General features: G+C 44.7%; 18 protein-coding genes. 6 read left to right on the top strand and 12 right to left on the bottom strand.

The window, feature by feature from the left end:
• Positions 1-3 precede the first annotated feature (3 nt).
• Both map and BREVNS_RS00870 read right to left on the bottom strand, forming a co-directional pair.
• Complete coding sequence (gene map / locus BREVNS_RS00865) at positions 4-774, bottom strand: type I methionyl aminopeptidase (protein ID WP_483427189.1); 771 nt, start codon at positions 772-774, stop codon at positions 4-6.
• Positions 771-1,250 carry a bactofilin family protein gene (locus BREVNS_RS00870; RefSeq protein ID WP_483427190.1) on the bottom strand — a complete coding sequence of 160 codons (480 nt, stop codon included), beginning with the start codon at positions 1,248-1,250 and terminating at the stop codon, positions 771-773. The genes map and BREVNS_RS00870 overlap by 4 nt, the downstream gene beginning before the upstream one ends.
• A gap of 204 nt (positions 1,251-1,454) precedes the next feature.
• Between BREVNS_RS00870 and BREVNS_RS00875 the strand changes: the two genes are divergently transcribed.
• Genes BREVNS_RS00875 through BREVNS_RS00890 form a run of 4 tightly spaced genes read left to right on the top strand, consistent with a single transcriptional unit; the run spans position 1,455 to position 5,177 of the window.
• A complete protein-coding gene (locus BREVNS_RS00875) occupies positions 1,455-2,921 on the top strand; it encodes a S41 family peptidase (RefSeq protein ID WP_483427191.1) in 1,467 nt (488 codons plus the stop codon).
• An 18-nt stretch (positions 2,922-2,939) separates the two neighbouring features.
• Positions 2,940-3,782 carry an acetyl-CoA carboxylase, carboxyltransferase subunit beta gene (gene accD / locus BREVNS_RS00880; protein ID WP_483427192.1) on the top strand — a complete coding sequence of 281 codons (843 nt, stop codon included), beginning with the start codon at positions 2,940-2,942 and terminating at the stop codon, positions 3,780-3,782.
• A 1-nt stretch (position 3,783) separates the two neighbouring features.
• The gene (gene lptB / locus BREVNS_RS00885) at positions 3,784-4,545 is read left to right on the top strand and encodes an LPS export ABC transporter ATP-binding protein (RefSeq protein ID WP_483427193.1); all 762 of its coding nucleotides are present in this window, start codon (positions 3,784-3,786) and stop codon (positions 4,543-4,545) included.
• Between the two features lie 8 nt (positions 4,546-4,553).
• On the top strand, positions 4,554-5,177 hold the full coding sequence (locus BREVNS_RS00890) for a DnaJ domain-containing protein (RefSeq protein ID WP_483427194.1): 624 nt from the start codon (positions 4,554-4,556) through the stop codon (positions 5,175-5,177).
• A gap of 359 nt (positions 5,178-5,536) precedes the next feature.
• On the opposite strand, the gene mfd is transcribed toward BREVNS_RS00890, so the two are convergent.
• The 10 genes from mfd to BREVNS_RS00940 form a co-directional block, all read right to left on the bottom strand.
• Entirely contained in the window at positions 5,537-8,824 is a 3,288-nt protein-coding gene (mfd, locus tag BREVNS_RS00895) for a transcription-repair coupling factor (RefSeq protein WP_483427195.1), read from the bottom strand.
• A gap of 17 nt (positions 8,825-8,841) precedes the next feature.
• Complete coding sequence (locus BREVNS_RS00900) at positions 8,842-9,627, bottom strand: hypothetical protein (RefSeq protein ID WP_483427196.1); 786 nt, start codon at positions 9,625-9,627, stop codon at positions 8,842-8,844.
• The gene (locus tag BREVNS_RS00905) at positions 9,624-10,979 is read right to left on the bottom strand and encodes a hypothetical protein (protein ID WP_483427197.1); all 1,356 of its coding nucleotides are present in this window, start codon (positions 10,977-10,979) and stop codon (positions 9,624-9,626) included. The genes BREVNS_RS00900 and BREVNS_RS00905 overlap by 4 nt, the downstream gene beginning before the upstream one ends.
• Entirely contained in the window at positions 10,958-12,640 is a 1,683-nt protein-coding gene (locus tag BREVNS_RS00910) for an adenylate/guanylate cyclase domain-containing protein (RefSeq protein WP_483427198.1), read from the bottom strand. Before BREVNS_RS00910 ends, BREVNS_RS00905 begins: the two co-directional genes overlap by 22 nt.
• 146 nt (positions 12,641-12,786) lie before the next feature.
• On the bottom strand, positions 12,787-13,794 hold the full coding sequence (locus BREVNS_RS00915; RefSeq protein WP_483427199.1) for a HEAT repeat domain-containing protein: 1,008 nt from the start codon (positions 13,792-13,794) through the stop codon (positions 12,787-12,789).
• A gap of 444 nt (positions 13,795-14,238) precedes the next feature.
• Positions 14,239-14,880, bottom strand: coding sequence for an 8-oxoguanine DNA glycosylase (locus tag BREVNS_RS00920; RefSeq protein WP_483427200.1), 642 nt, complete (start codon positions 14,878-14,880; stop codon positions 14,239-14,241).
• A 2-nt stretch (positions 14,881-14,882) separates the two neighbouring features.
• Complete coding sequence (locus tag BREVNS_RS00925) at positions 14,883-15,569, bottom strand: DUF554 domain-containing protein (RefSeq protein ID WP_483427201.1); 687 nt, start codon at positions 15,567-15,569, stop codon at positions 14,883-14,885.
• Positions 15,566-17,452: a tRNA uridine-5-carboxymethylaminomethyl(34) synthesis enzyme MnmG gene (mnmG, locus tag BREVNS_RS00930; protein ID WP_483427202.1), complete on the bottom strand. Its 1,887-nt coding sequence runs from the start codon at positions 17,450-17,452 to the stop codon at positions 15,566-15,568. The genes BREVNS_RS00925 and mnmG overlap by 4 nt, the downstream gene beginning before the upstream one ends.
• Positions 17,453-17,461: 9 nt before the next feature.
• A complete protein-coding gene (locus BREVNS_RS00935) occupies positions 17,462-20,647 on the bottom strand; it encodes a diguanylate cyclase (protein ID WP_483427203.1) in 3,186 nt (1,061 codons plus the stop codon).
• A gap of 15 nt (positions 20,648-20,662) precedes the next feature.
• Positions 20,663-21,964, bottom strand: coding sequence for an alpha-amylase family glycosyl hydrolase (locus BREVNS_RS00940; RefSeq protein ID WP_483427204.1), 1,302 nt, complete (start codon positions 21,962-21,964; stop codon positions 20,663-20,665).
• Between the two features lie 622 nt (positions 21,965-22,586).
• Here BREVNS_RS00940 and BREVNS_RS00945 point away from each other — a divergent pair.
• Together BREVNS_RS00945 and BREVNS_RS00950 are read left to right on the top strand one after the other, a co-directional pair.
• Positions 22,587-24,851, top strand: a complete 2,265-nt coding sequence (locus BREVNS_RS00945) for a SpoIIE family protein phosphatase (RefSeq protein WP_483427205.1) — start codon at positions 22,587-22,589, stop codon at positions 24,849-24,851.
• A gap of 15 nt (positions 24,852-24,866) precedes the next feature.
• Complete coding sequence (locus BREVNS_RS00950; RefSeq protein ID WP_483427206.1) at positions 24,867-25,061, top strand: hypothetical protein; 195 nt, start codon at positions 24,867-24,869, stop codon at positions 25,059-25,061.
• Positions 25,062-25,227 lie beyond the last annotated feature (166 nt).

The raw sequence follows: 25,227 nt of genomic DNA on the forward strand, positions 1-25,227 counted from the left end.
GGTCTATTCCCATGCCGAAAGAATAAGGGGTTCTCCATCGGTGATCGCTATCGAGTGTTCCCAGTGAGCAGCACGACTTCCGTCCCTGGTTACCACACTCCAGCCATCGGGAAGAACTTTCACCTCATGGGTCCCAAGAGTCACCATCGGTTCAATCGCTATCACCATACCCTTTTTTAGTTTCGGTCCCTTCCGCTTGGGATCATAATAATTCAAAACCGGGGGATCCTCATGAAGGGCTTTTCCAACCCCGTGGCCACAGTAATCCCGCAAAATCCCATACCCTTTTGGAAGAAGATAGGAAGAAATAACCCTTCCAATTTCGTTCAGATAGACCCCTTCATGGCATACCTCGATAGCTAAATCAAGGGCCTTCTTGGTATCTTCGACTAATTTTCTATCTCGCTCTGACACATCCCCAACAAGGTAGGTATAGGAAGCGTCCCCGTAATAGCCATGGAAATCCACCCCTATATCCACACTCACAATATCGCCGGATTTCAGCTCATACTCTCCAGGGATTCCGTGAATCACTACCTCATTTACAGAGATACAACTTGCCGCGGGATAAGGACGAAAAGACCCTCCCGGTGTGTATCCCTTGAAAGAAGGACGTGCCCCCCGGGAGAGAATCATATCCTCGATCATGGCATCTATTTCCTTCGTCTTCACTCCTGGACGTATATAAGGATGAAGCGAACGAAATATAGAGGCAATAATCTGATTGCTCTTTCGTATGTACTCTATTTCGATACTGTTTTTGAGAAGGATCATAAAAATTTGCTATCTTTTTCTTTAGCGGAAGTAATCTCCGGGATCTTTTCCTTTTTCTCCTCAAACATAGCATCAAAATTGATAGAAGGACCAGCGTTGTAGGCATCCTCGATGAGTTTTTCCACTTCCTTCTTCTGACCGGCGGTAATAAGAATATTTCCCTTGATAACTACCCCTGGTTCCATGGAAAGCTGGGGAGCTGTTACATTCCCGAGAACCCGTCCGGTAGCTAAAAGTTTCACCTCTTCCAATGCCTCAAGGTCTCCCACCACCACACCTGCTACGGTAATCTTTCGCGCTCGAAGAACCTGGGTTTTGACCTTTCCGGTTTCGCCAATATAGAGATGATCCTCTACACGAAGCTCGCCCTCAAATTTTCCATCAACCTGCAAAGAACCATGAACAAAAAATTTCCCTTGAAACGCTGAACCTTCACCGATAATTGTATTGAGTGCGCCTTCAATTTTGGGTGGCATGTTTTCCTCCTCTTGTCATATTTTTTATTATAGCCTACCTTCAGCAAAAAGTCAATTTTTCAGCCATTCCATATCAACTCATAGAGGATGGAGGGAAAGAGAGTCTTGGGCCTATACTCTTTCCCACCCAAAAAACCCCAAAATTTGAATTTCCTTCTCACTTCATCTATAATATACTCTACAAAAACCAAAAAAGGAGTGTATATGCGTTCACAAAAACGGTTTTATCTTCTCACGTTTCTCTTGGGGTGTTTAGTAGGGGGGCTTATTATTGGCCTCCAGCAAACCTTTGTCAATCCCCTCTACGCCCAGAGAACTACAGCTACCCTCCCACAGCTTGATCCTGAATACACCAAATACATGAATATGTTCTTAACCGCCTACAATATTATCAGAGAACAATTCTACGATGAAAAACAAACCACCCCCAAGGTTCTTTTTTATGGGGCAATCAAGGGAATGTTAGAAAATACGGGAGATCCCTACACCACCTTCATGGATCCACAACTTACCAAAGAGTTCAATATCGACATAGGGGGAACCTTTGGGGGACTTGGCATCCATATTGGTGACAGAAACGGGCAACTCACCATCATTGCCCCCATCGAAGATACTCCCGCCTGGAAAGCTGGACTTAAACCTAACGACAAAATCTTAGAGATTGATGGGAAGTCCACCAAAGGGCTCACCTCCACAGAAGCAGTGAATATTCTCCGGGGAAAACCCGGTACCAAAGTAACCCTCACCATTGGCCGAGACGGTGTAGAACCCTTCCAGGTTACCATCACCCGTGCGGTCATCAAGGTCCCCACTGTGAAATCCTCCATCATCGAAACAAACAACAAACGGTATGGCTATATCCGCCTCATAGAATTCAGTATGCCTACCGCCCTTGACTTCAAAAACACCCTTGAACAGATGACGAAGTCCAATCTCTCCGGTCTTATCATAGACCTGCGGAACAATCCCGGGGGACTTCTTTCAGCTGTTTCAGAATGTGCCAACTATTTCCTTTCAGAGGGCCTTATTGTGTATGTGAGGGGAAGAAACAACCAGCTTGCTGAAGATTACCGGGCTATTCCTCAGAAGCGACTTATTCCAGAAACTCTTCCGCTTGTTGTGCTCATCAATGAAGGAAGTGCCAGTGCAAGCGAAATCTTTGCCGGGGCTATGCAGGACACCAAACGAGGGGTTATTGTAGGTACCAAGAGCTACGGCAAGGGTTCTGTGCAGCAGACCTATCCTTTCCCCGAAGATGGCTCGCAAATCAAATTTACCGTGGCGAAGTACTTCACACCGGCTGGAAGAACCATCGACAAGGTAGGAGTACAACCAGATATAGAAGAAAAATACTGGGCTGAAACCTTAAGCGACATTGAGAAAAATGCTCTTGTGAAACTTCAATCTACCAACCTTATCAAGGAATTTCTCAAAGAAAAGCCCAACTACACCAGAAATGATGTGGCTACTTTCCAGACAAATCTCATGAAAGCCGGTCTCCCTGTTCCACTTCTTGCCCTGGATTACCTGCTTTATTCGGAGAAAATGATAGATCAACTTCCCCCTGTGTATAATCTTGAGTATGACAACCAGCTCCGAAAGGCTTTAGAAGTGCTTGAGAACTACAAGAAATATCAGAAACCCATCCAGTATTACAAAGAAGCCAAATAGACGAAAACGGAGGTGCGTATGGCCTGGTTTGTAAAACCACAATATACGATCAAAAAAAGTGCCACTATCAAACAAAATGAAGGACTCTGGACCAAGTGTCCTGAGTGCCATTCCATCATCTACAACCAGGATTGGGAAAACAATCTCCACGTATGTCCCCATTGCGGCTTTCACGACAAACTGAATGCCTTTGAGAGAATCCAGATGCTCATCGATCCAGGGACATTCGTGGAAACATTTAACCATATCGTTTCCGCTGACCCACTCAATTTCAATGACGGCACCCCCTACATTGAAAAGGTAAAAAATGCCATGCTCAAAACCAACCTCAAAGATGCCGTCGTTACCGGCTACGGAAAACTTGAAGGTCATATGATCGAATTAGCCGTGATGGATTTTAACTTTCTTGGTGGAAGTATGGGATCGGTGGTCGGAGAGAAGATCACCTTAGCGATAGAGAATGCCACCAAACACAAACGTCCTCTTGTCATTGTTTGTGCCTCTGGTGGAGCACGAATGCACGAAGGTATTCTTTCTCTCATGCAAATGGCTAAAACCTCTGCGGCTCTCAAACGCTTCTCTGATGAAGGAGGGCTTTATATCGCCGTCCTCACCAATCCCACCACAGGAGGAGTCACCGCATCCTTTGCCATGCTTGGGGATGTAATTATTGCTGAAAAAAAGGCTCTCATCGGCTTTGCTGGTCCACGTGTGATAGAACAGACCATCAAACAAAAACTCCCACCGGGCTTCCAGAGTGCAGAATTTCTCTTAGAGCATGGATTTGTTGATATTGTGGTAGAACGCAAAGACCTCAAATCCACCATCGCACGAGTTATCTCCTACATCAAAGGAAAATAGCATGCTCACCAGAGAAGAAAACGCAAGAGAATACCTTGCCGAAGGGATCGTGGTAGACAATCTTGTCAAGATTTACAAAAAACGCCGCGTCGTTCAGGGCATCAGTTTTCACATCCGAAGAGGAGAAGTGGTCGGACTCCTTGGTCCAAACGGCGCGGGAAAAACCACAACCTTCTATATGATCGTCGGCCTGGTTCGACCGAATGAGGGACGTGTCTATCTCAATGGAGAAGATATCACCAGTTATCCCATGTACAAACGAGCCAGAATGGGGATAGGCTATCTTCCTCAGGAAATCTCCATCTTTCGCCAGCTCTCTGTAGAAGACAACATCAAAGCTGTTTTGGACATCCACGGCAAAACAAAAGACGAAGTTGAAGAAACCACCGAAAAACTTCTCTCCCAATTAGGCCTTCAGAAAGTTCGTAAACAGATGAGTTTTACCCTCTCGGGGGGAGAAAAAAGACGACTTGAAGTAGCAAGGCTTCTTGCCCTCAAACCAGATTTTCTCCTCTTAGATGAACCTTTTACAGGAATTGATCCGATTGCCATTGCCGATATCCAGAACCTTGTTCTCCAGCTCAGGGAAGAGATGGGACTTGGTATCCTCATCACCGATCATAACGTTCGGGAAACCCTCCGCATCACGGACCGTTCTTATATCATTTACGAAGGCAAAATTCTTGTTTCCGGCACCAATGAGGAACTCACCACCAACGAAGAAGCAAGACGTATCTACCTAGGACAAAATTTTGATATGTAGGGAACATCATGAAAGACCCCTATGAAATTCTGGGGCTTGAACCTACGGCTGACATTGAAACAATCAAAAAACGTTTCAGAGAACTTTCCAAAAAATTCCACCCTGACAAAAATCCTGCTACTCAGGAAACTTACAAGGAGATCGTGGCTGCGTATCGTCTCCTGATAAGCGAAAAGGCCATCTCTCCCACCAATCGTGAGTCCCAGAAATCCTTTCCCACCATACCCACAGAACGCATTCATTATAACCTTTCTCTTGCCAATATCCTTGCCGAAGGTTTCAAGGTAAGTCGGGATTTTTCCACCGAAGATTACCTTGACCACTTTCAAGCCGACATCACCGTTGAAATCTATAAACTGGAACTTGTGTTAGGATACCAGATCCCTCTGATGATCCCCACAAAACAAACCTGTCCCGTGTGTGGAGGCCACCAGGAACACTGCTACCGCTGTCAGGGAAAGGGATATATTCATCAGACTCTCACCTGGCATATCACCCTTCCGCCAAGTACACGACCAGAAGAGATTGTGTCTATCGATCTCACCCCTCTCAAAGAAACCTATCCTACCCTTCAACTCAAACGACAATCCCTTCGTCTTCGTTGTCATATCATCGACGCCCAAGAGATCTAACCAAGAAGTAAAATATTCTGAGACCTTTGCACGAATGTGCGAAGGTCTCAAAAAAGTAGTAAAAAACAAAAAATAGTATAAAAATGTTTCTTAACGTAATAAATAAAACTATTCCTTTGAACAAAAAAAGACAAATAAGCCCTTGTAAATGGAAAAAGCGGGGGAGAGGGGCGTAGCCCCTGACCTAGAAAGGGCACGAAAGCACCCGTGCAAGGGTCTCTTTTTTTAGACCTCTCCTTTTCTCAAAAAGATGTCGTATAAACTATTAAAATAAAAAGAGATAGAAGCGTTTTCTTTGAAGAAAGGAGATATCTCCTCCCCTTCCTGCGTGTCCTCTCCCCCGAGAAATACCCCACCAATCACCCCTCACAAATATCCTCAAAAAACCGCAAAAGCCTATTGACTTTCATCTCCACACTTCCCTCAAAACTCTCATAAAGAATAACAGACGGCTCAGCAGGATCAAGTTCAAAGCGATGTTTGCCTGTGCGACTCACCGCAAGGAGTTTCTCCACATTTACCACCTGGGGATGGATAAAATGGATATGAATATACTTCTTTTTCTCGATGATAGAATCCACTCCCAATTGCTTTGCCCGAATCTTGAGCCTCGCTATCTCAAAGAGGGTCTCCATATCAGCCGGATATGGTCCATAGCGATCTCTCAGGATCTCCGAAAGCCTTTTGATATCCTCCTCAGTAGAAACAGAGAGAATCAGTTTATACACCTCCATCTTTTCCACAGAAGATTGAACATACCCATCAGGAATAGCCGCTGTATAATTGAGATCTATCAGCGGTTCTACCACAGGTTTATATTCCCCTTTCAGTCTCTGAATCTCCTCGCGAAGCATACGAACATACAGATCATACCCGACCGCCAAGATATTTCCGTGCTGCTCTTTACCTAAGATATTCCCTGCCCCACGAATTTCCAGATCCTTCATGGCCACTTGAAAACCTGCTCCTAAATCCGTATACTCACTAATCACAAAAAGCCTCTTATGAGCATTTTCGGTGAGAGCACGCCCAGAAGGATAAAGAAAATAGGCATATCCCAATTCTTTTCCCCTTCCGACACGTCCTTTCAGCTGATACAACTGGGAAAGACCATAACGGTGAGCATCACTCACAATCAGCGTATTGGCTTTCGGAATATCCAGCCCTGACTCCACAATGGTTGTCGAAACAAACACATTGTACTCCCCTCTCACAAACCCCATAAAGGCATGGTCAAGCATCTCTTCTTCCATCTGCCCATGACCGATAATCACCCTTGCCTCTGGGACCTCCTGTTGAATCCGATACGCATATTCGGCAAGATTTTTAATCGTATTGTGAATAAAATACACCTGTCCTCCCCGTCGAAATTCCTCCTGGATGGCATAACGTACAATCTCCCAGCTAAAATCCGCCACGGTTGTTTCCACAGGGATTCGCATGTCCGGAGGGGTTTGCAAAAGACTCATATCCCGAATGGACGCAAGGGCTAAATTGAGTGTTCTCGGGATGGGCGTTGCCGAAAGACTCAAAAAATCCACATGAGGGTAGCGTTCCTTCAGAATCTCCTTTTGTTCGACTCCAAACTTGTGTTCCTCATCCAGAATCACAAGCCCCAAGTTATGAAATTCCACCCGGGAAGAAAAGAGTTTATGAGTCCCAATCAAAATATCAATCTGGTGGTTTTTCAGAGCTTCAAGGATAAGCTTTTCCTGTGTCCTTTCCGTAAAACGAGAGAGAAAGGCAATCTTCACAGGGAAACCCTCAAAACGCCTCGTAAACGTGTAGTAATGTTGCTCCACCAAAACGGTGGTAGGAGCTACCACCGCCACCTGTTTCCCATCCATCACCGCTTTGAAAGCCGCTCTCATGGCTACTTCTGTTTTTCCAAACCCCACATCCCCACAGAGAAGCCTATCCATAGGGAGAGAAGACTCCATATCCCTCTTTATCTCCTCAAGTACCTTCACCTGATCAGGGGTTTCAATGTACTCGAATTTATCCTCAAATTCTCTCTGCCATACGGTATCCGGAGAAAAGGCATGCCCTTTGTATGACTGCCTCTTGGCATAGAGAGAAACCAGCCTCTTCGCAAACTCAGCGACGCTCTTTTCCACCGCCTCTCGCTTCTTTGCCCAGCTCTTACTACCCAAAGAATCAAGGGTAGGTTTATGCGATGGATCCCCGATGTATTTTCCAATGAGAGAAGACTGCTCAAGAGGAACATAGAGTTTTTCCCCCTGGGCATACTCAAGGTGAATATAGTCTTTTTCCTTGCCTAAGATAGAAAGCCTTTCCACACCGCGGAAGATACCAATCCCATAATTCAGGTGAACCACATAATCCCCGATAGCAATACTGGCCAAATCATCAACAAGCGTATCCATTTGCCTGAGGCGTTTACGAAACACCCGTTTTTTGCCGGAAATATCACTCTCAGAAAGAAAGAGAATCTTTCCCGTTCTCCACTCAAAACCATGTTCATAATCCATGACCACAATACTCACCTGAGGAAGATCCATCTCCTCCCGGGAAACCCTCTTTGCGGCAAAAGACTGCAAAATCCTCTCAAGCCTTTTGGCAAGATCCTCAAACTCAACGGCTATCACTACTTTGTAGCCCTCGGCTAAATAATGATGAGCAAGACTCTCCATGAAAAGAGAAAACCCCTCCCCATACAGAGGAGCCTCTGCAATACCGGGAAGAAGTAACTCTTCCTCTCCTGTTCTCACACAAATCCATTCATGAGAAATATCACGAGAAAACTCTTCCCATGACCAGAAGAGATTTTCCATCCCCATATACTTCTGGTACATAGCCCCCCAGAGAGTTTCCTTCTCCCCAGAGGTAAAGACAATCGTCTTTTCAGAGGCATACTTGAGTAAGCTCACCAGCTGGCTATATCCTCGAACAAAAGTAGAGTGGGCTTTCGCAATATCCTCATCTTCCTTTGTCCTGGGAAACTCCCATTCACAGGCAAATTCAGTAGCCGGAAGAAGAATAATCTCATCTACCTTTTCCAAAGAAGTCTGTGAAGCCACATCAAAGAACTTGATTTCCTCGATGACATCATCAAAAAACACGATACGACACGGTTTATCCAAATGAGAAGAAAACACATCCACAATATCCCCTTTTACCGCAAAGGAAGCAGGTTCAAGGACTTTGTAATCTCGAAGATAATGCGAACGACCCAACCATGCAATAAACTCTTCTCTGTCTATCTTTTTGCCAATTTTTATTGTTCTTGCCGATTTCTGAAAAAAGGCTGGAGGGGGAAGTTTTCTTCCCAAGGCTTCCGGGGTTCCTATAATGACCTCGCCATGGCCATCCAAAAGACGGGCAAGGGTTCTCATTCTGTCTCCCAGTTTGTCAAGAGAGGGAAGAACATGGGCATAAGGCATCACATCCACTTCAGGGAAAAAACTTGCCCTTCCTCCGACACTGAGAACACTCTGGTAGACTTCCTCGGCTTCAATCTCATTTCGTGCCACATAAATCACCTGATATCCCTTCTGTTGAAGCAAAGTAAACCAGAACCCCAAAAAACCCAAGGGAAGAAAAGAGGTTATTTCCCTCTTCTCAAGGGCTGTCTGGATCTTTTGCCAATCAAGAGAATTTGACAAAGCCTCAAGCAAAGCCTTCATGACACCACTCGATATCCCTATTCTCCAAAATACACAAGGAGGATCAGATCAACCTCTTTTTGGGATATTCGCAGCCCTTCTGAGGTCAATTTTTGATAGATGTCCTTGCGTCCCCAGTGAGGATTATTCTTTTTGGTGACTACCACTCTCTCAATCTTCTCATCAGCGATTGGTCTCAACTGGCCAAAGAAATTCCGATTGAGATAGGCAATCCAAAGCTTTTTGAGGGCTGTATTCTCGGCTTCGAGAACAACCTGCCTTTCCTCGACCTCTTCGACCTTTTGAAGGAGAATATCCATGTCATCAGAACGCATATAAAGAGCTGGATACTTCACCGCTCGATGCATACGAGAGAGAAGTTCCTCTTCGTTCTCATACGCCGCTCGCATACGCACAAGATTTGTCCCTACTATCATCTTGAAATCATAAAAAAGCCCCATTCGCCACGAAAATCGTATCCCAGCCGGAATATACGAAACCATATTTTCCCCACGGTATATGACCACCTTCGGAAGCACAAGAATCTCAAGACCGTTTTCCGTCGGGATAAAGGAAACGCTCTCCGGTACAATCCTCGACCATTGAGCCACAATATCCTTGATCTGCAAAAGTACTCCCACCTGCTCCTCTAAAAGAAGCGAAGTATTCTCCACAGAAAAAACAAAACCTCGATTGTCCTTCAAAATCACCATGGGAATCTCATTCTTATTGGTCTGTTGAACAACCTCAAGGTTATACCCCTGCCAATCAATAGCCCACAGAGAGGTAAACATTACCATACACAGAAAAAAACTTTTCTTCATAATCCCTCTCCTTTGAGTCGTAATACAATTCTATCAAAGACCTGAAATTCCTTTTTGCTGTCATACCATTCCACTGGTTCAACAAACACTGATTGATAATTGGAAAGGATAAAACGTACCCGCGCAATCATCTGATTGTCCTGTCGGAAGACATATCCTGTATCTCCTGTCCTCACAGAATACACTGGATCCATCACCACAAGAGCCACCTTGCCCGGCGAAATCACAAGACCGTTTTCTCCTCTCTCCCGCACATAACGGGCCAACCCCTGCAGCGTGCGTTTCCAGATCTGTTCTCTCTCTTCTAAGATATCTCCCACTACCCGACCAAGGGCTTCATATTCCCCCCGTATCCCGGAAGCATAGGCATAAATCTGAGCAAGGGCCACAGGCACACTATTGGTGTACGGCACAAGAAGAAGCCTCTTGAGAAGCCTTTCCTGATAGGATTGCTGTCTTGAAACCTCCTCAAGAGAAAAGGGAATCCCATACTTCTGAATCACAGACGCCCATACCGGAGAAGCTGGACGACTGGAAACCTGATAATGCAGAGCCTCTTCAAGATCAGGGGTGGTCAAAAGAGGATTATACCGACGAATAAGGGTCTCTATATAACGTTCATAGTAGCGCTTCAATTCCAGTTTCTCCTGCTCATAACGGCGTTTCTGTTCTGCGATCTGATTCTGGTAATACTCTTGTTGTTTTTTTAACCTTGCCTCATACGCCTGCCTCGTAGCATCCCCTACAGGAGTTTTTTTAGCCACACCTTTGACCTCTTGTTGATACTTCTGGCTTTCTTCCTCCAAACGCCCTATCTCCTCCTCCTTGGCCTGAATCTGAGGAAGATAGGTCTCCTCCAATTGCTTGAGTTCTCTCAGGGCATTGGTGGCTATTTGAGCCAATTTTTTGAGCTTTTCTTCCTCAGAAAGATCCTGCTGAGCAAGAAGAAGTTCTTCCTGCACCTTACGCTGTCTCACCTTGGCCTGAAGATCTCTATACTCCTGTTTCAACGTATCAAGCTCAAACCTTGCCTGAGAAAGGGCATCCTGACTTTTGGCATAATTTTCGAGAATCTCCTTGAGATTCAAGTCCTGAAAATCCTCTACCTTTACCTCAGTAGTGACGGCATGCTCACGGTACCATCGTGCCACAAAAAAACTCAGGGCTACGACCACTCCACTCACCAGGATAATGGTCAAATAAAGAAGATAGGGACGATTCTTCTTTGTCTTGGCAAATTCCTCTTCCAGAATATAGAGAGGTGGTTTTTCCCCCTCATGACTGATATCCTCTGCTAAGAAAAACGACTTTGGATCCTGTATCCACTGGGTTATTTGCTTGTCATGGTCCATATCCCACTCCATCCTTTTGGTGGTTTTTTGCCCTCTATTCTCTCAAGAAACACCGCAGCACAAGGGAGTGATATCTGGCGGTACCACTCTTCTGCCTTTTCCCATTCTCCTTCATAGTAGGCTTGAAGAGCTTTCTCAAAAATCTTGATCTCCTGTTCTCTCTTCTCATCTATCTGGGAACGGAAAAGAGGCCAGAAAATACGCTTTCCCTCTGTTTTTCCTTTGACCTGGACCTGATCCAGCTCTACAAAGAGAAACTCTTCCCCATAGCCATTGCCCTCTATATCCTGCTTCACATACTCCGAACAAATCACAGGAACCCCATACACCCGCGTAAGACCCTCAAGTCGCGAAGCGGAGTTCACATTATCGCCAATAACTGTGTTTGTCATACGTTCGTAGGAACCAATATTTCCATAGAAGACCCTACCACCATCGATACCCACCCCTACCTCAAGCATCACCGCCTTGAGAAGCCTTTCCTCCTCTTCGGTGAAGGATTGTTTGAGCTCAAGAAGCTTTTGTTTTTTCTCCTGCATTTTGTCTCTGAGAGACTGGGCAACACGCTGAATCCCATACGCCGCTTGAAGAGCCTGATAGGACTTGTTTTTTCCCCCTTCAAGCACACCAAAAACCGCCAAAAGAGCATCTCCGATGATAGACCCAATAATCCCCTCCCGATTCAAAACCTCACGAATGGCTCTGTCATAATGAAGATTGAGAAGCTTGATAATATCCGTCCCCAAAGTCTCGGTAATAAAAGTAAAACTCTTGATATCAGAAAATAACACCGTGAGCTCCCTTTCCCTCCCCTCAAGCCGAACTTCCTTCTCCCGATAGGCCTGAAGCGCAATGTCCTTGTTGACAAATTTACGAAAGATGAAGAGAAGATTATTCACCGTACTGGAAAGAGAATTAAAGGCCGCCCCCAAAAAGGTGATATCATCATTTGATGCCCCACGAAGGTCAATGATATCGAGTCGCTGTTCCTGGGTCATCTTGAGAATACTCTCTGTCATCACCTGAAGATACTTCGTGGCCGATCTGATCAGACGAAGCCCAACCCAGGTAAGGAGAAGAGAGATAACGACAATGAGCCCCAGCACAATCCAGAAAATCTGCCTCGACTTGGCATAAAACTCCTGAAGCTTCTCTCCCCGAAGAAGAAAAGCCTTCCACCGAGGATGATATTTGTACACAAAGACGTACTCTTTTCCTTCTGCCCGCACAGAAAGAAATCCATCATCCATTCCCTCATTCTGACGCTGGAGAAGAGTTTCGAGTATTGCCTGTCCTACCGTCTCCGCTCCACTTCCCGCCGCCGCTATCACCTCTCCGGCTGGATCCACCATCACAAAAAAGGAACCTTTGTTTTTGAAGGTCATTGTCGCTTTGTTTGTAAGGGCATTCTTGGCCTGATCAAGGTCCTTTTGAATCTCATAAATTTCATACTGATTGCCCGCATAGGTATAGAGTTCCTTGAGATTCTCTACCAGAAGAAGTCTGAGTTGTTCCACTAAGGCTTCCTGATGAAGAGTGAGATTGATATAGTTAGTGGCAAAGTTTGACACTAACATAAAGACTGAAAAAATCAGGGCTATCCGAAGGGCAAAAGGCACAATCCGGGTTTTCCCCACCCTGCGCAAAGGCTTTGCGGCCATACCGTCCCCCTTTTCTTGAATAAAGTATACACCAAAAACAGAGAAAATGCAAAAAATTGGTCCTGTGAATCAGGAATACTCTTCTCAAAAAAGTCCATAAAAAAAGCCCCTCACCTCTCACGGTAAGGGGCTTTTTTCTCTTTTTCCTACTTGTTGGTGACGGTATTCGTATTGGTCAAAACCTGATTGGTAGAAGTATTGGTAAGATGTGTCACATCCACTCCCAAAGCTTGAAGAGCATTCTTGGCCTCTTTACGCACAGAAACCTCAGGATCATAGAGGGCCTTGTACTTCAGTATCTCAATAGCGCGAGTTTCTTTTATCTTGGCGAGTGTCTTAATGGCCTCGGTACGAAGAAGAATGTTGTCCGAACGAGTGTACTGGATCACCTTTTCTCCTACCTGTGGTCCAGAGAGAAAAGCAAGCCCGGCAAGCCCCCAGACCCTTACATTGACATCCTCTTTTTCGTTATCAATCACAGGGGCCAGAATATCAAAAGCCTCCGCAACCTTTGTTTTTCCAAGGGCATAGGCACTATACATCCTCACTTCTTTGACCTCAGCAGGATCATTGATAAGCGTCTTCAAAAGTTCTATACTTGATTTACCCCCTATACTTCCAATAGCTACCGCCGCTGCCCCACGGACTTCTTTGGTGTATTGATAATTCGAGAGAATACCTAACACTGTTGGCTCAGCGGGTTTATACTCAAGTTCACCCAAAGCCCGAAGAATGGTTGCCACTAACAGACTCTCCTTGGTATCCTCAAGTCGGTTGGTGAGATGAGAAAAAAGATAAGGAGCGGCAGACTGTACTTTCAACTCACTACAACCAAAAGCAATACGACGCAAGACCTCACTATTGGTTTCCCGCTGCACTGCCTGAAGCCAGGGCTCCTGATTGGATAGCTTGAGTTCTATCATCGCATAAGCGGCTTCTCCACGAACATTGGGATTGTCGTCTGTAGCCAGAGCCTTCATAATCAGGTCATATCCCTCCACCGCCTTGTTATCCTTGATGGCCTTGATAACGCCAATCCGTTGAGAGGAAATACCATACTGCATGGTCTTCTGCCACTGTTCTAAAACCTTTGGATCTACGGCAAAAACAAACGAAAACACAAAAAGACTCAAGAGAAAAATCCGTCTTTTCATGAGTCCTCCTCATTTATGTATCGGACAAAAAGAAAAAAAATAGAGAAAAAAGACCTTTTTCAAAAAGAAATTGCTTTTTTATCTCTTCTTTCTTTCATATCTCCCGGGGCTTCCCCGGAGTGAGAAAAGCGATAACTTGATAGAAACCTCCACACGGATGTTTTCTTCCCCTGTCTGCGTCAGGGGCTACGCCCCTCTCCCCCGCTTTTTCTGTTTACAAGGGCTTATTTGTCTTTTTTATTCAAAAAAATTGGTTTATTTATTACAGTACGGAATATTTTGATACTAATTTTTGTTTCTTTATTACTTTTTTGAGACCTTTGCACGAATGTGCAAAGGTCTCAAAGAAATAAAACCCTTTTTTTTGAAAAAAGGAGAGATCGTTCCACACCCCATCCCTTCCCTCTCCACGTCACAAAAACTCTCCCACATCCTTTTCTCTTTTCACTTGAAAATCAGCCCGGTCTTTTCATAAAAAATGAGAAAATCCATCACTGCTACAGGAAGAGAAAGCGTTTCTGCCCACCTTTGCAAAAGCCTCTCATACTCCTCATACCGCTTTTCCGAAAGAGATGACGGTATCACCACCCCAAACCTCTGTGATAACATCCGAAGCACATGCCTATCAAGAATAGCCAGTTCCAGCCCAAACCCCGTATTACGAAGAAAGTGACTGGCCTCTTTCCAGCCAATACCCCTCATCGTTTTGACAAGCCAGCGCCGCATGAGAAAAGCTTCCTTCAAGGATTCAAGTTTTCCCCGAAGCGACCATCCAGAAGAGAAACACTGAGTTCTATTATACACAAGAGAGATTGCCTTGGTATGACGAAAACGCACCCGATGAAGATGGGGAGAAATCTTTTCAGGACTCCCTTCCCACAAAAGGCCAAGATGTTTGAGATGTTCAAGGGTCCTCTGGGCTTCAAGAGGCTTTGCCTGGGGAGTAAGGGTACAAAAAGCCAGTTCTTCAAAAAGCCTTCTATCGTCCGCCTCTTGCCGCAAAGACAAAAACTCTCCTATCCTGTCTTCAATTTCTCTTTTTTTGTCCTCATACAGAATGAGAAGCCTTTCATCCAAGGAATGCATATCTACGCTGGAAAGAACCATGAAAGAAGAATAACTATTACCAATGCCGGTAAAAAAGAAGCTGTACGAATAGGCTTTAGTCCTAAAAGTTTGATCCCTATCCCGAGCACAAGAATTCCCCCTGTGCCGACTAACTGCGCTATCACAAACTCACTGAGAAGTGGTCCCACCCACTTCGCAAGAAGAGTAAGCCCTCCCTGAAACACAAGCACCACAAATCCGCTGGCAAATACCCCCCAACCCCACGTAGTGGCTAACACCATTGAAGCAAAACCATCTAAAAGCGCTTTGGTGAAAAGAATCGTCGATTCTCCCTGAAGTCCTTCCTGAAGACATCCTGTAATCGTCATAGCCCCCACACAAAACAATACCGACGCAGATACAAGCCCTTCAGCAAAATTGGATTCACCCATCCGAAATCGTTTTCCCAATTTCTCACCCAAAGAAACAAAAAAATCCTCAAGCCTCATCCATTCTCCCAAAAGTCCCCCACCAACAACACTCAAGATAACAGGAAGCGGACTTTTCATAGAAAGCATCATCGACAAACTGAGCATCATGGTAGAAAGCCCCAATCCCTGAAAAACAATCCCCTCATACTTCTCTGACACAAAACGCCTGAAACCTATCCCCACCAGACTCCCGGCAAAAACGGTTCCCGCATTGACAATACTTCCAAGCAAAATCATCCCTGTCTCCTTTCTTTGAGATAAATAAGAAGCACCTGAATGGCCGCTGGCCTTACCCCTGGTATCCGAGAAGCCTGCCCTAAAGTCAAAGGTCTCACAGCTGAAAGTTTCTCTACCTCTTCCAGACGAAGACTTGGTACCCGACTATACTCAAAATCTTCCGGAATACGAAAAGATTCAAGCTCGGAAAACTGGGCTACCAATCGCTTTTCCTCTTCGATATACCCTTCGTATTTGATTTCTATTTCCACGGCTTCCCGTTCCTCACTATCTTCCAGTGCCCTTTCAAGAAAATGCATAGCCAATGTCTCATAAGAAACCATTGGCCGTCTCAGAAGCTCCGCAAGCGATGTAGGTTTATGGATCTCTCCTATCCCCAGTCCCCTGAGTTTCTCATTGGTTTCCTTGGTAGGATAAAGACGAAGCCCCTTCAAACGCAAAACCTCTTCATCAACCCGGGTATATTTTTCCTTTGTTTTCTGGTATCTCTCCGATGACAAAAGCCCCAATTGATACCCTACAGGAGCAAGGCGACGATCGGCATTATCCTCTCGAAGAACCAAGCGATACTCTACCCGTGACGTAAACATACGATACGGTTCATTGGTCCCCCGCGTGGTGAGATCATCAATGAGTACCCCAATATACCCCATGGACCTATCCATCACAAAGGGTGGTTTCCCCTGAACCTGAAGAGCCGCATTGATCCCGGCAATAAGACCCTGGGCTGCTGCCTCTTCATACCCTGTAGTTCCATTGATCTGCCCGGCAAGAAAAAGCCCTTTTACCCGCTTGGTTTCAAGCGTGGGATAGACCTCTGTCGGGTCCACATAGTCATGTTCAATCGCATACGCCGGGCGTAACATCACAGCCCTTTCAAGGCCGGGGATACTTTTTATAATCTCCAGTTGTACCTCAACAGGAAAACCATTGGAAATCCCATTAGGATAATACTCAATGGTAGTACGCCCCTCTGGCTCCAAAAACACATGATGTTCCTCTTTCTCAGGAAACTTCATCACCTTGTCCTCAACAGATGGACAATACCTCACCCCCGTCGCCTGAATCTGACCGGAGTACATCGGAGCCAAGTGAATATTTTTTCGGATAATGTCGTGGGTTTTGGCTGTGGTATGAGTAAGATAACAGGGCATCTGCTCTTGATACAAAAACTCCCGTGTGCGTTCTGTCCAGAAGGAAAATGGTCGCACTGGGGTATCGCCAGGTTGTAATGTCATCACAGAAAAATCAATCGTCCGCCCATCAAGCCTTGCCGGTGTTCCTGTTTTGAATCGCCCCATTCGAAAACCAAGCCGCTGAAGGGTGCGAGAAAGCCCAACCGCCGGTCCCTCCCCAAGCCTTCCAGCCCCATAAATAGTCGTTCCTATATGAATCTTCCCATTCAAAAATGTTCCAGGGGTAATCACTACTGCCAAAGCCTCATAGACCACCTGACTCACTGTTCCCACCCCATGAACCTTGCCATCCTCTACCCAGATATCTTCAACCAGATCCTGTTTCACATCAAGCCCTTCTTGATGCAGGACTACCCCCTGCATGTACTGACGATAGGCGGCTTTATCAGCCTGGACCCGTGTGGAACGAACAGCCGGCCCCTTTCTCATATTGAGCGTCCGAAACTGAATACCAGTCCTGTCAGCCGCCAGCCCCATCTCTCCCCCAAGGGCATCCACTTCCTTCACAAGTTGTCCTTTTCCAATCCCCCCAATAGAAGGATTACATGGCATCTGCCCAATGAGATCAATATTCGACGACAAAAGAAGCGTCCGACATCCCATACGACTTGACGCAAGTGCCGCCTCAATACCCGCATGGCCTCCACCAATAACAATCACATCATACTTCACAGGAAATACAAACACAACTCTCTCCTAAGATTTGAGAACACAACGATTTTTTCCCTGTTTTTTGGCTTCATAGAGAGCCTGATCGGCCATTTGCAAGAGATGCTCATCCAGTATCCCACCCTCTCCCCCATACTCCACAATTCCAATAGAAAAGGTTGGCAGGATATCAATTCCCAAAACCTCCACCACCTTCGATGGCACCTCTTTTTGAATCCGATGTCCAAGCGCAAGGGCCTTCTCCCCTGAGGTTTCAGGTAAAAGAACCACAAACTCATCCCCCCCATACCGGAAAATAAGATCGACCTTCCGAAGCATAGCCTGAAGATATCGTCCACTGAGAGCTAAAACCTTGTCTCCTACCGCATGCCCATAGGTATCATTGATCATCTTGAAATTATCCATATCGAGAAAAAGCATTGAGAGACAACTTTTCACTTTTTCCCCATACCGTCTGATCCGCTCCATCTCCTCACCAAGGCGCCTTTGAAGAGCCATCCTGTTCATGGTCCCCGTCAGGGGATCATGAATAGCCATCTCTTCAAGACGATGATAGGCTTCTTCAAGCTCTTTCTTTTGATGTTCGATTTCCTTTACATAGACTAGGCGTTGAAGACTCAGAGCCATCTGCTGTCCGATAAGCCTCAAAACCTTGAGATCCTCCCGCGAAAGCATGGTATTTCCACGCTGGGTCCCACAGAGCAAAAGCCCCTTATGACTATTCCAGGAAAGCGGTATCACAATGAGAGAAGCCAATAGTTCACTCGTTCTCCAGGCGACATTCGTCTTCTCATCACAACGGAAAATCCTCTCTTCTTCAGAAGACGCTATTTCTCTAAGAAAACTCTCCATATCATGACAGGGAACCTCTATCCCTGCATGAAACACCACTCGCCAGGTATTTCCTACCTTCTCCAGAAAACAGGCAAAGTCAATCAAAAAATGCTGTACCAATTTGGTCAGGGTCCTTTCAACAAGTTCATGTGGCTGAGAACTCTCTATAAAATCCTGTTGAAGAAGATTGAGAACATGGATATCCTGCATCTGACGATAGATCTCGGAGACCTTGTGTTCGGCTTTGGCAAGTTCCCGCAGAGAAGAAAAATTCGGCATCTCCTCGATACGAAAAAGTGGCGAAGAAATCTCTTCCCTCCGATGAGAAAATACCGCCCTGTAGGACGCGTACTCTCTCATCTCACTTTGCCTGATACCCTCTTTCCACATCTGAATGGAGAGTTCATCATTTCCCATTTTCCCGTATATCTGCGAAGTGGTATAACAATACCACGGAATCATGTAGCCAATATTATCATTTGTTCGGTGAAGGTAATAATTCGCTTCCCGAAAACGTTGAATCACATCTTCATTCTTCTTTTCATGAAACCCCAAAAGACCAAGAAGCATGGCAATAAAAAAATACTCCTCATTTTTCTCCAGATAAGGGAGAAGTTTTCTCACCCTTATCTGATTTATACAATCATAGGCAAGCGTCCATTCGCCCTGAAGAGCATACACTGTTCCTAACACAGCATAGATACCAAAAAGGGAGTGATAGGCAAGTCCATTCATCCCCAAAATCTGGATAAGCTTGAGCACCTCCTCGAAAAAGACCCTCGCATGTTTCTCATCAAGCCCCAAAAGACAATTCATACCCATATTGAAATAGGTCATGGCTATCTCGTGAAAGTCCTTCAGAGAAAAGAGATACTCTAACGCCTGCGTATAATACTGATGAGCCTCCTCATATCGTCCAGTCATATAATAATAAAAACCTACCCCGTTATAGCCATAGGCAATCTCAAGGGGAAGCCCCATCCTTTTTTTGAGCACAAGGCTTCGACGATACCAGGTAATCACCTGATCGTACTGCCCCATCACAGCATAAATAAGCCCACGAATCTGATACCCATGACTGAGACGATAGGTATTGCGAAGCTTTTTCGCAAGAGAAATCCCCTTCTCATTGAGAAGAAGGGTATTGTATTTATCTACATCAGAAGCGTACTCAGAATAAATACCGTAGGGATTAATATAAATGAGCGCCAAATGATTTTCATAATTCAATTCTGTGGAAAGATTTATAATTTTTTCATAAATCTCTCGCCACGGCCTGGGTTGCTGTTTACGATTTTTGTCTTCGATTTGAAAATAGAGAAAAAACGCCTCAAAATAGGTTTTCTTCTCCTTTTCAGATTCGGGAAGATGAAAGGCCTTCTCAAGAAGGGTAAGCGCATCAGCAATCGAATCCTTCATAAAAAAGACAAAAGCCATATCCCTGTAAAGCCGAACGCGATCTGAAGAAGAACTCGGCACTCTCTCCATCAGCACAAAAGCCATATTGAGATAATGAGCCGCCTCATTGTATTCCTTGAGAATAGCCGCTGCCTTGCCTGTTTGCCAGGCTAAAAGCATCTGAGAACTCTCATCCCACTCGTGCCTCTCACTTCTCTCAAGGTACTGAATACCCATCTGATAAGCATCCCTTACCGCATTATACATGAGAAAAGAATATTGAAGTTGAAGAAGACGATCAGGATTTTTGGTAAACAACCAGAGTGGCCTTTCCGTCTCCTCCTTGACTATACCGTCCTCTTCCCAGAGTTCAAACACCTGATTCTTCTCCTGACAAAAAACCACCAATTCACTGAGAGCACGGCAAGAACCAAGCCTTCCAGAAGAAAAGGTCCCATATACCTGTACCAATGAACCCGTTTCCTGAGAGAAAACACGGAGAAACTCAATACTCGACTCAGGAGCAAGGTGAAGATTTCTCAGAAACACCACCAGCGGTTTCTCACCCACAACCAGCCGAAGATAGAGCCTTTTGATCCCTTCAATACATTCCTCTATCTCGTAAAAGACCTCTTCTTCTATCAAGGGTTCTAAGCGAGAAGGAGTACCTGCCTGAAGGGTCGATTCTATGAGTTGTTCAAGAACATAGTAGATCTTTTCCTCTCGATAGAGACGTTGACGGGCTGTTTCGGGGAGTTTCTCAAGTTCTGTTAACACCAGCTGAAGCCACGGAGCATACGGGGCAAAAAGGTTTTCATCCCGGTAATCATAGACAACAGCTCGCCTTTCCCTCTTTTCGATCTCGTTGAGAAACTCCTCAAAAAGAGAGTCTTCCTCTCCATTCAAAAGAACAAAAGGCCTCTCTTCTTCGACAATGTTTTTCAAAAAAGCCTGATGTTTCCTTTTTTCAGTTGTGGGCATGTTCACTCCTATTCGTTATCCCCTCCAGTGAAGAATTCTGACCTCTCCAGGATGCAAATTATAGTCATAATTATCCCCTGGCACATACGCCTGCGGATTTTCTACCGACAAATCCTCAAGGGTGACTAACGAAGGTCCAAAATACTGCCCCAAATGACCAAGATACACCTTTTGCATGTTATACGCATCCTGATTCAGGATCACAAGAGCCTTGGATTTTTTATCTTCACTTACCTTGAGCATAACCAGCACATTGTGCATATTCTCATGGTGAATAATGATATTCTCCGTCTCTTCACTGAAAAGAGGATACTCCTGTCTGATCTGGTTTATCCTTGTGATGAAAGCCGTTAAATCATAGTTTACCGGTTCCCAATCATTGGGCGTGGTGAATACCACATCCGTCTTCTTTCGAAAACCATATTCCAGACCGACGGGAATCATCCATCCAGAAGAGAAAAAGGCTGTGAAAAGAATTCTCTGTTTGATAGCGGGAAGATGGTTTTTGAGTTCCATGGCAAGACGCATGGTATCATGCGACTCAGGAAAAGAAATCGAAGGGCACATTGTTCTCATTTGATTGTACTGTTCAAAAAGCCACGGATCCCGATAGTTCCACCACTTGGAGGAATTGAAGATATAATCAAACCCCGACTGGGCTAAGGAAAGTGTCTGCTGAGGGGTACAACCAAGGCTTTCCGCAAAAAACACCACATCCTCTTTTTTGGATCTTGCCGCCTGTATGAGACGCTTCCAGAGATCAGGAGGCACCTGATAGGCGGCATCTGCACGGAAACCATCAAAACCCTTGTCAATATAATAAAGCACCAGTTCTTCCCAGTACTTCCAGAGATTTTCTCTATCTGGAGAGTTTTCGTTGTCTATCTCTGCAAGATCCCCCCATTCCACCCAATGACCATTATCCCACGCCCCGGGACTTTTGACTTCCCCCTTCTCATCACGCTTGTACCACTCCGGATGAACACGAACAAAAGGGTGATCCTTTGCTGTATGGTTAATAACGAGATCCATGATAACCTTGAGTCCCCTCTTGTGAGCTTCCTCAAGCATGTTTTCCAGTTGTCTCACAGGAGGAAGAGAACTATTGGGGTTCACAAACATGGGGTTGAAATCATAGTAGTCCTTGGGAGCATAGAGGCTTCCTGAAAAACCAGGGTAATGAAAGGGATTCACATATACCCAGTCAAATCCCATTTCTTTGATACGATCAAAATGGACGGTCCAGTTTTCCATCCTGCCAACTAAACGGGGAAAGAGATTGTAGATTCTTGCCCCCTTCTGTTTTGTATGAGCCATGACTGCCTCCCTCTATCTCTTTCAATTATTATAGCACAAAAAAAGAAAAATAGCAATGAAAATCTCTTCCTGAAGGATGTGAGCTTCTCTGTTTGCTCTTGCTCCTCCCCAGAAGAAGTTTTTTCATCCAAAGCTTCGAAGACTCCTCTTTTCAATTAAAAGATGAGACCCTTGCGCGGGTGTTTTCTTCCCATGTCTGGGTCATGGGCTTTGCCCCTCTTCCCCGATTTTTCTGTTTACAAGGGCCGATTTGTCTTTTTTATTCAAAAAAATTGGTTTATTTATTACAGCACAGAATATTTTGATACTAATTTTTGTTTCTTTATTACTTTTTTGAGACCTTTGCACGAATGTGCAAAGGTCTCAAGTAGTCTGTTCTCGACGTAACATAACCAAAAACGCTTTTTTGAGAATAATCCATAGGTGTTATTATATGAGTCTTATCACCTTATCTGAAAATTTTTCCATTTTTACAATATAACATATATAAAATATTTCATAAATAAAAAATTCTATTCTTTTTCTTTCCCCTTCAAAGAACACTACATTTTCCCTTCCCCTCTTGAGTTTTCTCTTTGTCCTATCCGATACACGTAATACTATGGTCAATGAGGGATAGCCGATGAAAAAAGTATTCTTGTTTTTCTTTCTTCCGCTCTTGGGCTATGGGCTCTCGTTGTCTTCCAGTCTCACCACCATTTCAGAACCTGTTTTTTTCGCCACCAAAGGGAATCCCCCGGGGGCTGAAAGGATAGACTTCGACGATAGTTCCTGGACCCGCCTCCGTATGCCCACCAATCTCAGGACGGTTCTGGGAGAGGCTGAAGACTACTGGGTCAGGCTTCATGTGTATGTACCCGAAAACCATTCTGAGTTATCAGCTCTATGCGTGGGTTTCATTTATACATCGGATGCTTTTTATATCAACGGTACCCTGAAAGGCGGCCGCGGCCTCTATCCCCTCTTTTCTAATCAACACGATGTGATTCGTTTTTATTTTCTTTATCCACTTCAAAAAGGAGAAACCAACATTTTGGCCTGGCACATCAAGGGAAACTTTGAAAACTATACAGGAATGCAACGCTTTCCCATTATCATAGGTCCGGCTCACAAACTATTCTGGAAAATCTATTCGCTTGATGTGATTAGCTTGGGCTTTTTGATTGTCTATAGTGTTATTATGATGTATTTTTTTCTTTTTTTTCTCCGTCGTCCCATAGAAAAAGACTATCTCTTTTTTACCCTCTTCCTTTTTTTCCTTATTCTCTATTCTCTAGCAAGATTACAAATTAAGCATTTTGTTTTTACCAACTACACCTTCTGGAAACAAAGTGAATTTATTGGATACTATCTTCTTTTACCTACAGTTCTTCTTTTCTTCAGACAATTTTTACAACGAACAGATTTATTTGGGAAAATTCTTGTTTTTCTTACCCTTCTTATGGGAATACCAGGCATAATTATTGCACTTCTCAAAGATTGGGGACTTGCGAATACCTATAACTTCAAAATCTATCAAATAAGCGTTTTCCCTGTTTCTATTTTATACATCATAGGGATTCTTGTGATCTCAGCACAAAAAAGAAAAGAAGCTTTATGGTTACTGATCGGATTTTTGTTTTTGCCTTTTGGAATTGTCTATGACATTCTTGTGGCAAGGGGAATTATATCTACTACCCCTATTTTTCCCTTCGTCTTTTTCGGCTTCGTCATCTTTTTTGCTCTTGTGTTAGCCAACAGGTTTGTCCAGCTCTACTACGAACTGGAAGACCTCAACAAAAATCTCGAACAAAAGGTTCACGATCGAACCCGTGAATTAGAAGAAAGCAATGAACGTCTCCTCCAGGCTCAGAAACAAATCCAGTTTGAACTTGAACTCGCCCAGCGAATCCAGCAGTCCATGATGCCAACACAGTTTGACAGCATGCATCCTGTGAAACTCCATGGAACCTACCTCCCGATGGAGGAACTGGGGGGAGACTTCTACGATGTCTACAAAACAGAAAACCGTTATCTCCATCTCATTATTGCCGATGTTTCCGGTCATGGAGTGCCTTCAGCTCTCATCGCCATGATGGCCAAGGCTTTCATAAACTACTATAGTGAACATAATCCTCACCCCGCCTCTGTAGTCTCCTCTGTGAATAACGACCTTTGCCGCCAGTTAAATGATGTAGAAAACTACCTCACCCTCTTCTATGCGGTTGTAGATACAGCCACCAATACCCTCTCGTATGTCAATGCGGGCCATGTCACCATCTTTCTTCTCAAGCAAAACGGAGAGATCAAAAAACTCCCCGCCCAAACACCCTTTTTGGGCAAATTCGAAAATCTTCACTTCTCCGAAGAAACCCTCTCTCTGGAAGCAGGTGACAAACTGATTCTCTACACGGATGGCATCACCGAAAGTCGCAATGAAAACAATACCCTCTTTGGAGAAGGCCACCTCATGGATATCCTTTCTCTTCACAGCACCCTCTCTCCAGAAGAACTTACCTCTCTTATTCTCAACGAACTTGATAAGTTTCGTGGAAATGTCCCCTATGGGGATGATATTACGCTTCTCGTGGTTGAATTCCCCGCTGAAGCCAAAGAAATCATCCATCAGGAAGATATTGGCAAACTCTATGAGAAAGCCCTGATAAACTACAAAAACAAGCATCTGGAAGAAGCAGAAAAACTCCTCACCATCCTCCTCAATCAGCACGCCATGTCTCCTGAAGACACTTACCGTATTTCCATTCTTGCCGGAAATCTTGCCTCCCAGCTGAATAAATGGCAGGATGCCTATACGTACTGGAAAAAAGCCCTTGATATCCATCCAGAGAATGAAAAACTCAGGGCCAATGTCCTTGCTCTTGAAAAAAGACTTGACAAAAAACCATAAAGACAGGAGGTTTCTATGAGTTCGTCTCTCATGCTCATGATTGGTGGTTCTCTCACTGGTCTTCTCTTTCTCGTGGTACTTCTGATGGGACTGAAAATCATCCCCGGTGGACTGGTATGGCACAAGCGTATAGGTATCACCGCCATGATACTTGGCATAGGCCACGCCATTGGTGGCATACTCAACTTCTTTGGACTTTTGCCCTTTTAACCAATGAGATACCACCTCTGGCTCCTCAATGCTACGGAATCCCTTCTTGCCCCTCGTTCTATCCAGAAAAAAATAGAACACTTGTTTGACGTTCCCCTTCTCTGGGAAACACGTACAATCGAAGAAAACAGCGTCTGTAACCTCATGCCAGATGAAGAGTACTTTG

This window comes from Longinema margulisiae, from assembly GCF_025266855.1.
Taxonomy (GTDB): domain Bacteria; phylum Spirochaetota; class Brevinematia; order Brevinematales; family Thermospiraceae; genus Thermospira.

Coding starts and splice junctions, on each gene's coding strand:
- BREVNS_RS00915 (WP_483427199.1), bottom strand. CDS start 13,794: ATGAAAAGACGGATTTTTCTCTTGAGTCTTTTTGTGTTTTCGTTTGTT.
- BREVNS_RS00950 (WP_483427206.1), top strand. CDS start 24,867: ATGAGTTCGTCTCTCATGCTCATGATTGGTGGTTCTCTCACTGGTCTT.
- BREVNS_RS00935 (WP_483427203.1), bottom strand. CDS start 20,647: ATGCCCACAACTGAAAAAAGGAAACATCAGGCTTTTTTGAAAAACATT.
- BREVNS_RS00920 (WP_483427200.1), bottom strand. CDS start 14,880: ATGCATTCCTTGGATGAAAGGCTTCTCATTCTGTATGAGGACAAAAAA.
- accD (WP_483427192.1), top strand. CDS start 2,940: ATGGCCTGGTTTGTAAAACCACAATATACGATCAAAAAAAGTGCCACT.
- map (WP_483427189.1), bottom strand. CDS start 774: ATGATCCTTCTCAAAAACAGTATCGAAATAGAGTACATACGAAAGAGC.
- BREVNS_RS00945 (WP_483427205.1), top strand. CDS start 22,587: ATGAAAAAAGTATTCTTGTTTTTCTTTCTTCCGCTCTTGGGCTATGGG.
- BREVNS_RS00870 (WP_483427190.1), bottom strand. CDS start 1,250: ATGCCACCCAAAATTGAAGGCGCACTCAATACAATTATCGGTGAAGGT.
- BREVNS_RS00890 (WP_483427194.1), top strand. CDS start 4,554: ATGAAAGACCCCTATGAAATTCTGGGGCTTGAACCTACGGCTGACATT.
- mfd (WP_483427195.1), bottom strand. CDS start 8,824: ATGAAGGCTTTGCTTGAGGCTTTGTCAAATTCTCTTGATTGGCAAAAG.
- BREVNS_RS00925 (WP_483427201.1), bottom strand. CDS start 15,569: ATGATTTTGCTTGGAAGTATTGTCAATGCGGGAACCGTTTTTGCCGGG.
- BREVNS_RS00910 (WP_483427198.1), bottom strand. CDS start 12,640: ATGGCCGCAAAGCCTTTGCGCAGGGTGGGGAAAACCCGGATTGTGCCT.
- BREVNS_RS00900 (WP_483427196.1), bottom strand. CDS start 9,627: ATGAAGAAAAGTTTTTTTCTGTGTATGGTAATGTTTACCTCTCTGTGG.
- BREVNS_RS00940 (WP_483427204.1), bottom strand. CDS start 21,964: ATGGCTCATACAAAACAGAAGGGGGCAAGAATCTACAATCTCTTTCCC.
- lptB (WP_483427193.1), top strand. CDS start 3,784: ATGCTCACCAGAGAAGAAAACGCAAGAGAATACCTTGCCGAAGGGATC.
- BREVNS_RS00905 (WP_483427197.1), bottom strand. CDS start 10,979: ATGGACCATGACAAGCAAATAACCCAGTGGATACAGGATCCAAAGTCG.
- BREVNS_RS00875 (WP_483427191.1), top strand. CDS start 1,455: ATGCGTTCACAAAAACGGTTTTATCTTCTCACGTTTCTCTTGGGGTGT.